This window comes from Rhizobium sp. FY34 (assembly GCF_005222845.1).
GTDB lineage: Bacteria > Pseudomonadota > Alphaproteobacteria > Rhizobiales > Rhizobiaceae > Neorhizobium.
Window position 1 is genome coordinate 1 of the sequence record NZ_STFZ01000008.1, and the last position, 12,072, is coordinate 12,072.

Genomic DNA, 12,072 nt, shown 5'->3' on the forward strand with positions numbered 1-12,072 from the left:
TCTCCGGTTTGCAGTTCGCACCAGAGATTCTGATTCATTGCCGTTTGGGAAGCCCAAGAGTCGCAGTCAATGAGGACGCGTATAAGCGGCAAGGAGCCCCCATCTGGCGCGGCTAATGCTGGGCAGGGTATTTCGGGCATACGAGTTCTCTGAATTTGAGGATCTATGTCTAGACCTGCGGCTAGGGGGTGTGGACGGATTACCGCATGTTCAATTTCTGCGATTGAACTAAGCCGCTATCGCGGCGATTGGGGGCAGGCTTTGAACGGAGCCTCCTGACTGGTTGGATGGTGGTGTTGCAACCCACCCTTCAGACAGGAGGTCCAGATGGCTGAGCTTAGCCCTCTTCGCCGCCGGATGATCGAGGACATAACGGTCCGCAATCTGTCTCCGGCAACCCAGCGATCCTACATCAACGCCGTCCAGAAGTTCAGCCGCTATTTCGATCGGTCACCGGATCGGCTTGATCTTGACAATGTTCACGCCTTCCAGGTTCATCTGGTCTCGACAGGGATATCCTGGGCGTCACTGAACCAGATCGTCTGCGCTCTCAGGTTTTTCTACGGCATCACGTTGGGCCGGAATGATGTGCCCGAGCGCATCCCGTATGCGCGCAAGCCGCGCACACTCCCAGTTATTCTGTCGGCTGACGAGGTCGTTCAATTCCTCGAGGCCGTTTCCAGCCTGAAGGCCCGGGTGGCGCTGACATGCGCCTATGCGGCGGGTTTGCGGGTCGGGGAAGTCTGTGGGTTGAAGGTGCATGATATCGACTGCGGATTCCGACGTGAAGCCGGCCACCATTCCGATTTGAAGCCGGCCACGATTCCAATCAAAGATCGGCCGGTTTTCGGCACTGAAGGATACTCCCCTGGGTCAGCAACTTTGGCATCAAATGAACCACGCGCAACGTGGAGATTTCGATGCCGGCAAAGAGAAGGCTGACCATGAGACAGTTACGACAAATGCTGCGGCTTGCCGGAAGCGGGACCAGCGCCCGTGAGATTGCGGTCGTGTTAGGAATAGCGCGCAGCACGGTGCAGGATAATCTGCGGCGAGCGGCGGAGATCGGATTGAGCTGGCCTTTGCCGGGCGACCTGACCGACGATGCGCTGGAGACAAAGCTTTTCGCCCGCAACGGGGTCAAGCAAGGTACCCGACGACGGACTGAACCGATCTGGGCCGAACTCACCATTGAGCTCAAGAGGCCCGGCGTCACTCTGCTGATCCTCTGGGAGGAATACCGCGCTTCAAACCCCGATGGCTATGGATATAGCCGCTTCTGTGAGCTTTTCCGGGGTTTCGAACAGCGTCTGTCTCCGACGATGCGCCAGGAGCATGCCGCCGGCGACAAGGTCTTTGTAGATTCTTCGGGAAAGAAGATACCGATTGTCGACCGCACGACTGGTGAGATCCGTGAGGCGGAGATCTTCGTCGCCGTGCTCGGCGCTTCCAGCTTCACTTATGCGGAAGCGACATGGACGCAGACCCTGCCTGATTGGATCGGCTCGCATGTTCGCCTCTTTCGCTTCATCGGGGGCGTTCCGCGGCTGATCGTTCCCGACAATCTCAAGTCGGGCGTCAATCGCGCCAGCTTCTACGACCCCGAGATCAACCGCAGTTACGGCATGATGGCCTCGCATTACGGTGTTGGTGTTCTTCCGGCGCGTCCGAGGCGGCCTAAAGACAAATCCAAGGTGGAGAACGGCGTTCGTTTCGCCCAGTCCTGCATCCTTGGACGCTTGCGCAATCAGACCTTCTTCTCGCTGGCAGAGGCCAATGCCGCCATTGGCCAGGCTCTTGATCGCATCAACGATCATGTCATGCGTCGCCTTGGTGTCAGCCGTCGGCAATTGTTCGAGAATGTCGAGCGTGCAGCGCTCGCACGCCTTCCCGGTGACGATTACGAGTTTGCGGAATGGCGATTGGTCCGTGTCTCGATCGACTATCACGTCGAATACAAGACCTTCCTCTATTCCGTTCCACATGGCCTCATCCGTCAGCAGGTCGACCTGAGAGCAACGGCGCGCACCATCGCGATCTTTCACCGCGGGAAGCGTGTCGCTGCCCATCAACGTCGGTATGGTGGTCCTCGACATGGAACCGATCCGGAGCACATGCCCAGCTCCCACAGGCGATATGCCGAGTGGACGCCCGATCGCTTTCGTCGCTGGGGCGCGTCCATCGGGCCCAATACCGAAGGTTTGGTGATCGCAATTCTCGCCAGCCGTCCACACCCGGAACAAGGCTTTCGAACATGCTTGGGCATTCTGCGGTTGTTTCGCGATATCACTCGCGATCGCGCCGAGGTCGTGTCTGCCAGGGCAGTCGAGATCGGAGGCTTGAACTGCAAAAGCATCGCCTCGCTTCTGGCCAACCATAAAGCCGCAAAACACTCCACCGAACCGTCTGCAATCATCGACCATGCCAATCTGCGTGGCCCAGGCTACTTTCATTGAGGATAGATACCGATGCTGACAAATCCCACCATCGACATGCTGCATGAACTCGGTCTTAAAGGCATGGCCACAGCCTTCCAGGAACTCGACGCACAATCCGAAGCACGCGGCCTCGAGCATGGAGAGTGGCTTGCCATTCTGTTGGAGCGTGAAGCTACCGTGCGCCAACAGAAGCGCTTTGAAGCTCGCGCCAGAGCTGCCAAATTACGTCATGATGCGCAGATCGAGAATGCTGACTTTCGCGCCGCACGTTGTCTCGACCGCAATCTGTTCTTGGCGCTTGCCGGTTGCGACTGGATCCGCAAACACCACAGTCTGCTCGTCACAGGGCCGGCCGGCATCGGCAAGAGTTGGCTTGCTTGCGCGTTGGGCCATAAGGCCTGCCGCGAGGATTTCTCCGTCGCCTATCATCGCGTTCCCAGGTTGTTTGCCACCCTTGCGCTGGCAAGGGGTGACGGCAGATATGGCCGTATCCTCAAATCGCTCGCCAAGACCGATCTGCTGATCCTTGATGACTGGGGTCCGGAGAAGCTCAATGACGACCAGCGCCGCGACCTTCTGGAGATCATTGAGGATCGCTACGAACGGCGGTCGACCATAGTCACCAGTCAGGTGCCCCTGGATCGATGGTACGAGATCATCGCAAATCCAACACTTGCCGACGCCATCCTGGATCGCCTTGTCCACAACGCCTACCGCATCGAGCTCACCGGTGAAAGCATGAGAAAGCAGCGCGCTCCAGCGCTTCCTGAAGCATCGAAGCCTTGACGTCGCACGAAACCAGATCCAAACATCAAACAGACCCAGGATCCGTCCGACAAATGGCCGCCTTCAGATCGGAACGCCGGCCGGAATGAAATCGGAATGACTGGCCGGCTTGATATTGGAATCAGTGGCCGGCTTCATCGGAATACGCAATATCGACAGCTCCCGGATGGTGATCCATGTCCGTCACGGCAAAGGCAGCAAAGCCCGCTATGTCATGCTGTCTGTGGAGTTGCTGGGAATTCTGCGCAGTTATTGGCGTCTCGCACGTCCAGAATCGTTCCTGTTTCCGGGACGTGATCCCAGCAAGCCCATCGAGCCGACAGTGTTGAACGCTGCCTGCCGATCAGCAGTTACCGCGACTGGCCTTTCCAAACGCGTCACCGTGCACACGTTGCGGCATTCCTTCGCCACGCATCTTCTGGAGAATGGCACCGATATCCGCATCATTCAGGTTCTGCTCGGTCACGCCCATTTGTCGAGCACGGCCCACTATACGCAGGTTTCCAACAAGACCATCTGCTCTACGACGAGCCCGCTCGACCGATTGCGCCTGGAGGTGACGCCGCCGGGCTATTAGTCGGGTGCGCTCTGCCTTCGAAATCGCCGACATCTTGCGGCGGCATGGGGCGTCCTACAGACGAGAGAACGCCGGTCACCTTGGCCGCGGCGAACGTCGCGTCATGGGTGCGGTCGAAGCTTGCCGGACGCCGCAGCTTGGCGGTCACGTCGATACTTGCGACGACTGTGGCCTGACACGTGTCTCCTATAATTCCTGCCGCAATCGCCATTGTCCGAAGTGCCAGGGGGCGGCGCGCAAGCAATGGGTCGCGGCCCGTATCGCCGATCTGCTGCCGGTCCCGTACTTCCACGTGGTCTTCACCCTACCTCCGGCAGTCGCCGAGATCGCTTTCCAGAACAAGGCGGTCGTGTATGCACTGCTGATGCGGATTTCGGCTGAGACACTGCAGACTATCGCCGCCAACCCCAGATGGCTGGGCGCCGAGATCGGCGTTACCGCCGTGCTTCACACATGGGGCCAGGCGATGACCCACCATCCCCATGTCCATTGCGTCGTGCCGGGTGGAGGTCTCTCGCCGGACAGGTCGACGTGGATCGCATGTCGACCGGGCTTCTTTTTTTGCCAGTGCGCGTGCTGTCACGCCTGTTCCGCCGGCTCTTTCTGGCAGCTCTCGCCAAGGCCTTCGCTCAGGGCGAACTGCGCTTCTTCAATGACCTCGCCCATCTCAACGACGCTGCCTTGTTCACCCGCCATCTAGCATGTGCGCGCAGCATCGAATGGGTCGTCTATGCAAAGCCGCCCTTCGGCGGTCCAGACCAGGTGCTCGCCTATCTCGGCCGATACACCCATCGCGTCGCTATCGCCAACAGCCGCATCGTCGAACTTGATGATGACCATGTTGCCTTCCGATGGAAAGATTACCGGCGCAATGGATGTGATCGCGAGCAGATCATGAGCATTCATCCTCACGAGTTCATCCGACGATTTCTCTTACACCTGCTTCCCGCCGGCTTCCACCGCATGCGTCACTTCGGCTTTCTCGCCAACAGTCATCGACGGGATCGCATCGCTCTGTGCAGGATGCTCCTTGGGCAGTCATCGCCCCCAGGCGAGCAAGCCCATTCCGGCGAAACACAAGGCGGGAAGTCCTACGAATGCCCAGCAAGGCGCGGCAATCCTATTGGGTAGTTCACGTTGAGGCTTGGCAGCGCAGCGGACTGACGCGGACGGAATATTGCCGTGTGCATCGCTTGGCGAAGGACACGCTCGATCGTTGGCTTAAGTACTTTGCGGGCGACGACGCCGCGCGTAAGCAGGCGGAATTGCGCCGTCAGAAACGTCTGGAAGAACGAGTGAAGCATCGTTCTCTGAGAGGACTATCTCTGAGGGCTCCGATCCAGCCCCACCGACACGTCGGATCACCAGAACAGTCTAGGTGATCCGACGCGCAAGTTCACACGAAATGCGAACCTGAAATGCTACCGCCATCTGCCGTGACGAACCACTCCATGCTGTCTACACTGTTGTACCAGTCAAGAACTTTAAGTCCAGCTTCGGCGGTACCATCACTGAAATCGCTGACGGTCGATATGACCAAGTCATTCCCATCGCGAACGTATTGCAGAGCTGAGATATCTGCGATTGCGTTCAAGTACACATAGTCGGTACCGACACTTCCTGAGTCGGTGATAGTGGCCTGCATAGGCCCATCAATGAAATAGTGATCTCCATTTTCTCCACCATCAGCGAAGCCTTGGCCGGAAGTCAGGTATAAACTATCAGCGCCCGCCCCCCCTTGAAGCTGGAAGCCCGCTCCGAGACCCAGGATCGTGTCATCCCCATCCTCGCCATAGGCAAAACCCGCAGCGGTCGAAATGGTATCGTTGCCCGTCCCACCGTATACCGTTGCGTTCGTTACGAAGACCGTATCATTACCTCCATCGCCATAAATTACGGTGCCAACGTCATTGCCCGTCAAGCTGGCTGCATTGTCGCTGCTTCCTGAGGCGTAAATGATGTCGTTACCCTCCCCACCGAACAGGGTGTCTGCCTGCTCTGGAGTAGATGAGATGCCGCCTTGCACAAGCTTCAAGCCGCCAAATATCGTGTCGTCCGCGGCTCCCCCGCGGACAGAATCGTTGCCGTCGCCACCCTCAATGAGTGAGCCAAGCGCACTGGCTGTCAGTACGTCGTCAAAGTTTGAACAAACAAGTTGGAGGAAGCTCGAATGGGGCATCTGAATCAGTGATCTTTCCAGGGTTGGCAAGGTACAGTTCTCTTCAGTTTCGGAGCAAACTCCAGAAGCCATGCTTCTTGCCATGCACACGTTGCAGGCCCAAAACATAGGCATCGTGGCCCGGCAAACCGTTGAAGTCGCTGATATGGGCCTCCAGCGCAGTGCATTGTAGCAAATGCCGGGCGGCGTGCTTGTAGCGGCTGGAGCGGGCGGTCTGCAGCGTAAAATCGATCATGGCGCGCAGCGCAATCGTGGCGGCCAGCGGATGTTTTTCCGCAAGGGTTTCGGCCGCCGCGCTCATCAACTCGTAGAGATCGCCATCCAGCTCTGTGCGACGGCGCAGCACCAGCTTTGCCGCTTCCGCCGGTTGCGGCCAGCGCAGGAAGAAGGCCAGCGCCTGGTGCACATCCTTGGCCGCCTGTACGAAGGCAAAGCCCCTTTCCTCGGCCTCCATATCGTCGAAATCCGGCAGGCGCTTCACAAAGGCGCGCAGATGATCCTCATCAAGGCTCTGCTCAAAGCAGGTCCAGCGATAGGCCTGCGCTTCCTCGGGCCGCTTTTCCGCCTCCAGCGCATCGATACGCGCCTGCTGCCATTCAAACGGAATGAGATGGCCAGGGCGCGGGCGCGCCTTGTCGAGCACAGCGAGCGCTTCCCTCGACCGGCCAGCCGTCAGCAGCCGGCGGGCGATATCGGTTGCCACCATGGGCGATTGCAGGCTCGCTTTGGATTGCTGGGCGATATAGGCATCCACATCGCCTTCCGCATCGGCAATCGCCTGCAGCGCCAGTTTCACGGTACTATCCCGATGCCGGCCGTAGATCTCGTCTTCATAGACCGGGCCGGAACTGCCCCAGCCGATCACGCGACGCTCGCTGTCAGGCAGTTTTTCTTCAGGCTCGGCCGCCCAGGCCTGCAGACGCTGGCGCAAATGGCCAAGGCCATCGCTTCCCAGCGCTTGCGCCATCTGCGCAATCAGCGTGTCGAACTGGCCATAGCCATTGCCGCTGAGCGCTGCAAACACCCGATCCGCCAGCACCTGGGGCGCAAGGCCAGCTGACTGCGCAAGCCTGCCCGCATCGGCGCAGGCTGCATGGAAGCTCTCGATCAGCGTGCCATTGCCATCATCGCTGCGCTCGAAGATCGGCTCGGCCAGCGCCAGAAACTGCCAGATCAGTTCGAAGGCCTCAGACGGATCGCCGGGCGCGACAGTGTCGACGATCGTGCTGCGCTGGGTTTCGAGGTCCAGCTTCACGCCCTTCACCTTGCGCCAATCGATGAAGGTGCGCGCACGCGCCAGGCTGACCAGGCGCTTGCGCACTTCGCGGGCCACTTCCAAACTTCCCTGGCTGCCGGCCAGTTCCAGCCGCAGCCGCCGTTTATGGGCGGCATTGCCGGTGCTGATCTCAATCAGCAATGCGGCCAGCCGCTCGGTGCCCAGCGCTTCGAGGTTCTTTGCATTGAGCGTGGTTTTGGCAGCCATCCCGTTCCGTCACCCTGTCCTGATACCCTTGTCTTTGCAGCGAAACTACCCCGCACTGGCTGCAATACCAAGTGCGTGCTTTGCGAAAGTTCTGGCTCAAGCGCCGTCAATCCGGGCGGTCGATCACGGCGCGGCCGCTCGTTAGGTCCGCCACCAGGCGCAGAATGCTACCTGCCTCCTGCGCCGGCAGATGCAAAGCCAGCTTGGCGCCGTGGCCGTTGAAGGTTTCCTCGATCAGGCGCACATCCTCTATGGCGCCAAGCCTTGCCTTTACCAGCGCCAGATCGGCAAAGGACAGACCAAGGCCAATCATGATGCTCGGTACGATCTTCGTCTTTTCCGCTGCTTGAAGGCAAAGCGCCGCCGTCCCGCCATAAGCACGTATCAACCCGCCACTGCCCAGCAGCACGCCGCCGAACCAGCGCGTCACCACCACCGCCACGTGATCGAGCCCCTGCCCGTCAATGGCCTGCAGAATCGGCTTGCCGGCCGTGCCGCTCGGCTCGCCATCATCTTGGAAGCGATAGGCCTGACCGATGCGCCAGGCCCAGCAATTGTGGTTGGCATCTGTTATGGAATGCGAAGCGATAAAGGCACGGGCCTCCTCCTCGCTCGACACGGCACCGGCCGTGGCGAGAAAGCGGCTGCGCTTGATCTCCTGGGAAAAACTATGGCTGGCGGCAAGGGCGAACATGGGTCTCGCTTATCCGATAATCTCTGGTCCGCGAAGATGCGTGCCGGACGAGCCCACGTAAAATTTATGGTTTTCGCGGCTAATACTTAATTAGTAAACAAGACGTATCCTGACGGAACTGGACAATAGTGGTTCGGTGGATGCAGCAGCCTGGTCAATCCAGTTTTGCGCATGCTCCCCATGCAACCATTGCCAACAGGCCCGATACGATACCCGCAACCGACGCTGGGAGGATATTCTGATGAATGCCGTGCAAATCAGTAGCGATGAAGTTCTGGAGATCATCGCGTTTCGCCTGCACTCCCAGGAGTTTTGCGTGCGCACCACATCGATCCGGGAAATTCGTGGCTGGGCGCCGGTCACGCCACTTCCGCACGCTCCTTATGAAGTCATCGGCGTGATGAACCTGCGCGGCACCGTGATCCCGATCGTTGATCTCGCCGTCAAGCTTGGCATGCCGAACACGGAAGTCAACGAGCGTTCGGCCATCGTGGTGGCCGATATCAAGGGCATGACGGTTGGCCTGCTGGTGGACCGGGTCTCCGATATCATGACCATTCCGGGCAACCGCCTGCAGCCGGTTCCCACCGCTGCCGGATCCAGCTCCGCCTTTTCCGATGGCATTATCGCCCATGACAGCGGCATGATCTGCTTCCTCAACCTGGAACGCATGTTCGGCACCGATGGCCTGGATGATTGGGGCATGGTCGCCTGATACGGCAGCCATAGGCCCCTCCTTCCATTCGCTTATCAAGGCACCGCGCCTGTTGCCGGTGCCTTTTGGCATTTTGACATTCTGAGGCTTTGCCGCGTCGATCAGAAATTCGCCGCCAAACGACGGTGAATGGCGTTGAGATCGCCCATGCTGCGCAGCGAGAGCGCATTTTCCCAGGCAAGAGCCGTCGAAACGATATGATCGAGATCATCGTGGCGGGGAGCCCAGCCCAGAAGCCGTCGCGCCAGCGTCGAATCGGCAATCACGGCGGCTGCATCGCCCGGCCGGCGTGGACCATACCGGGTCTCGAAACCGCCGCCGCCGACCCGCTGCACGGACTGCAGAACCTGCAGCACGGAATAGCCGCGGCCATAGCCGCAATTGGCCACCAGCGGCTCGCCGCCCAGCCTTAGATAGGCCAGCGCCTTCAAATGCGCAGCCACAAGATCGCTGACATGGATATAATCGCGAATCCCGGTGCCATCGGCTGTCGGGTAATCGGTGCCATAGACATCGACACCGCTGCGCTTGCCAAGCGCTGCCTCGCAGGCAATCTTGATCAGATGCGTGGCACCTGCCGTGGAAAGCCCGGTGCGGCCTTTGGAATCGGCGCCCGCCACGTTGAAGTAACGCAGAGCCACATAGCGGAATTTGTGAGCGGAGGCCGCATCGCGCAGCATCATTTCCGACATCAGCTTTGACTGGCCATAAGGGTTCTTCGGTGCCGGACGGGCGTTTTCGCGCACGGGCCCGTCATCCGGCTGATCGCCATAGACGGCAGCCGTGGAGGAAAACACGAAATGCTCGATGCCGGCCTTGATGGCGGCATCTGCCAGAAGCGCGGTCTTGGCTGTGTTGTTTTCGTAATAATCCAGAGGATTGGTCATGGATTGCGGCACAACGATCGAACCGGCGAAATGCAGGATGGCATCGATACGGTTTTCCTCGAAAATGCGCTCGAGCATGGCCCGGTCGCCTACATCGCCGAGATAGAAGCGCGCCGCATCGGGCACTGCCCAGCGGAAGCCCGTCGATAACCGGTCGAGAACAACGACTTCCTCGCCTGCGTCCAGCAAGGACCAGACCATGTGACTGCCAATATAGCCTGCGCCACCGGTTACCAGAACTGCCATGTCGATGCTCCCTGCTCTTTGTCTTGAGCAGCATCGAACCACGTCCCGGTTCATCAGTGCTTACCGGGAGCCTTTCCGGTAAGCTATTGTTCTTTATGTAGAAAATAAAGAATTTCAGCTTTCGTTCAAATTGTAGCGACATCGAGCCAAAAGGAAGCGAAAGGGCCGGAAATTCCTGTCAAAGACGGGCAATATACTCCGCCAGCCGGCCTGCGGCTTCGGTCACCTGCCGAGGGTCGCGCAGGAAGCAGGCGCGCAGGAAACTCTCCCCGCCTGGCCCGAAGGCCGTGCCGGGTGCAAGCCCCACCAGTGTCTTGTCGACGATGTCGAAGGCTGCCTTGCGCGGATCATCGATGCCGTCGATCTTCAGAAACGCATAGAGCGCGCCATCGGGCTTCAGTGTCTGCACGCGGTTGGTGGCAATCAGCGCATCACAGAGGATATCGCGCGAGGTGCGGGCCCGCTCGATATTGGCGCGCATGAAATCATCGCCCTTGTCGAGGGCGGCAATCGCGCCGCGCTGCATGAAGGGCGTCAGGCCGGAGCTTGAATACTGGATGAGGTTTTCCAGCACCTGGCCGATCTCTGGCGGCGCAACAATCCACCCAACGCGCCAGCCGGTCATCGACCAGTTCTTCGAGAAGGAATTGGCGTAAAGGATACGGTCGTCTGCCTGCTGGATATCCATGAAGGAGGGCGCACGCGGCCCGTGATAGTAATAGAGCGCGTAGATCTCGTCGGCGATGATCCACAGTCCATGGCGACGGGCAAGCGCCAGAATGGCCTTCAGATCGTCTTCGGTTGCCGTCCAGCCCGTCGGGTTGGAGGGCGTATTGATGAACAGCGCCCTGGTGCGCGGCGTAATCGCCGCTTCCAGCTTGGCGATATCCAGCGACCAGCCGCCACCGACGAAATCCACCGGCACCGGCACGGCCTTGCCGCCGGCGATGCCGATGGCGGCAACGATGTTCGGCCAGCTGGGCGACAGGTAGACGATCTCATCGCCCGGCGCGCTGACGGCCTGGACGCAGAGATTAATGGCATGCATGCCCGAACTGGTGGCGAAGAAATGATCGATCGGCAGTGTGACGGAGAAATGACGCTCGTAATAGCGCGACAGTGCCTGGCGCAATTCCGGCAGGCCACGCTGCCATGTGTAGAAGGTTTCGCCGGCATCCAGCGAATCCTTGGTGGCCTGGTTGATGAAATCCGGACTTGGCAGGTCTCCCTCACCCGCCCAGAGCGGAATGAGGCCTTCGCGGCCGCGGGCATAGTTCACCAGTTCGACGATACCGCTTTGCGGGGCGGCAAGCGCACGGGCGCTAAGACTGTTCTTGAGGGTCATGCTGCAAATCTCCATCTGCCGCCTTCATAAATCAGGCACGCGCCGAAATCCCATGACATTCGGTGAGCGCCTGATCGAATTTGGTGATGGATCACCCAACCGGTCAGCGGGTTTTCAGGAGATCGCGGATTTCGGTGAGCAATTGCACATCGGCCGGCGGCGGCGCGGGTGTGGCGTCAGCCGGCTTCTTCTCCTCGGTGAGGCGGATGCGGTTCACAGCCTTCACCATCAGGAAGATGATCCAGGCCAGGATCAGGAAGTTGATGATCACCGTCAGGAAGTTGCCATAGGCAAACACGGCGCCCTGTTCACGTGCGGCAGCCAGCGTCGTTGCGGTGACGTTGGAATTCAGCCCGATGAAGTAGTTGGAGAAATCTATACCGCCAATGATGACGCTGACGACGGGCATCACCACATCATTGACAATGGAATTCACGATGCCGGTAAAAGCGCCGCCGATAATGATACCCACCGCCAGATCGACAACATTGCCTTTGGCTATGAAAGACCGGAATTCGCTGACCACCGACATGGCGTACCTCTCGCTCTATGCTTTTTAATCTAAAGTTTCGCCTAATATAACCAAGCCATGTGACTTGGAAAGAGACGGTTCATGGAAGCCGTGGTTCTCCATTCAACTTTTTGCCGAGACGGCTTCGATTTCCAAGGCACGGCTTTTCCCCTATCATCGACCCACAATGAAGCCGGATCCTGCCGGCATG

9 protein-coding genes and 3 pseudogenes are annotated in these 12,072 nt (G+C 59.2%); 6 read left to right on the forward strand and 6 right to left on the reverse strand.

What is annotated here, in order from left to right; all coding sequences use genetic code 11:
* Window positions 1–327: 327 nt before the first annotated feature.
* The 5 genes and pseudogenes from E8M77_RS06185 to E8M77_RS06205 all read left to right on the forward strand — a co-directional run.
* Window positions 328–771, forward strand: a pseudogene (locus E8M77_RS06185) (phage integrase N-terminal SAM-like domain-containing protein); the annotation flags it as partial.
* A 173-nt stretch (window positions 772–944) separates the two neighbouring features.
* Window positions 945–2,456 (forward strand): IS21 family transposase, encoded by a 1,512-nt coding sequence (gene istA / locus E8M77_RS06190; protein ID WP_137129934.1) that lies wholly within the window; start codon window positions 945–947, stop codon window positions 2,454–2,456.
* Window positions 2,457–2,468: 12 nt separating this feature from the next.
* Complete coding sequence (istB, locus tag E8M77_RS06195) at window positions 2,469–3,224, forward strand: IS21-like element helper ATPase IstB (protein WP_137129764.1); 756 nt, start codon at window positions 2,469–2,471, stop codon at window positions 3,222–3,224.
* 136 nt (window positions 3,225–3,360) lie between these two features.
* Window positions 3,361–3,801: pseudogene (locus tag E8M77_RS06200) on the forward strand (tyrosine-type recombinase/integrase); the annotation flags it as partial.
* A gap of 4 nt (window positions 3,802–3,805) precedes the next feature.
* Window positions 3,806–4,932 (forward strand): annotated as a pseudogene (locus E8M77_RS06205) (IS91 family transposase).
* Between the two features lie 265 nt (window positions 4,933–5,197).
* Here E8M77_RS06205 and E8M77_RS06210 read toward each other — a convergent pair.
* From E8M77_RS06210 to E8M77_RS06220, 3 genes are all read right to left on the reverse strand, one after another.
* The gene (locus E8M77_RS06210; RefSeq protein WP_170975768.1) at window positions 5,198–6,052 is read right to left on the reverse strand and encodes a calcium-binding protein; all 855 of its coding nucleotides are present in this window, start codon (window positions 6,050–6,052) and stop codon (window positions 5,198–5,200) included.
* Complete coding sequence (locus E8M77_RS06215) at window positions 6,024–7,463, reverse strand: DUF6880 family protein (protein ID WP_137129766.1); 1,440 nt, start codon at window positions 7,461–7,463, stop codon at window positions 6,024–6,026. Before E8M77_RS06215 ends, E8M77_RS06210 begins: the two co-directional genes overlap by 29 nt.
* 106 nt (window positions 7,464–7,569) lie before the next feature.
* Entirely contained in the window at window positions 7,570–8,157 is a 588-nt protein-coding gene (locus tag E8M77_RS06220) for a YigZ family protein (RefSeq protein WP_137129767.1), read from the reverse strand.
* A 241-nt stretch (window positions 8,158–8,398) separates the two neighbouring features.
* Here E8M77_RS06220 and E8M77_RS06225 point away from each other — a divergent pair, with 241 nt between their 5' ends.
* Window positions 8,399–8,872 (forward strand): chemotaxis protein CheW, encoded by a 474-nt coding sequence (locus E8M77_RS06225; protein WP_137129768.1) that lies wholly within the window; start codon window positions 8,399–8,401, stop codon window positions 8,870–8,872.
* A gap of 101 nt (window positions 8,873–8,973) precedes the next feature.
* Here the strand turns inward: E8M77_RS06225 and galE are convergent, their stop codons facing one another.
* The 3 genes from galE to mscL all read right to left on the reverse strand — a co-directional run bounded on the left by galE (window position 8,974) and on the right by mscL (window position 11,876).
* Entirely contained in the window at window positions 8,974–10,005 is a 1,032-nt protein-coding gene (galE, locus tag E8M77_RS06230) for a UDP-glucose 4-epimerase GalE (RefSeq protein ID WP_137129769.1), read from the reverse strand.
* A 178-nt stretch (window positions 10,006–10,183) separates the two neighbouring features.
* A complete protein-coding gene (locus tag E8M77_RS06235) occupies window positions 10,184–11,350 on the reverse strand; it encodes a pyridoxal phosphate-dependent aminotransferase (protein ID WP_137129770.1) in 1,167 nt (388 codons plus the stop codon).
* Window positions 11,351–11,453: 103 nt separating this feature from the next.
* Window positions 11,454–11,876: a large conductance mechanosensitive channel protein MscL gene (gene mscL / locus E8M77_RS06240; RefSeq protein WP_137129935.1), complete on the reverse strand. Its 423-nt coding sequence runs from the start codon at window positions 11,874–11,876 to the stop codon at window positions 11,454–11,456.
* Between the last annotated feature and the right edge of the window lie 196 nt (window positions 11,877–12,072).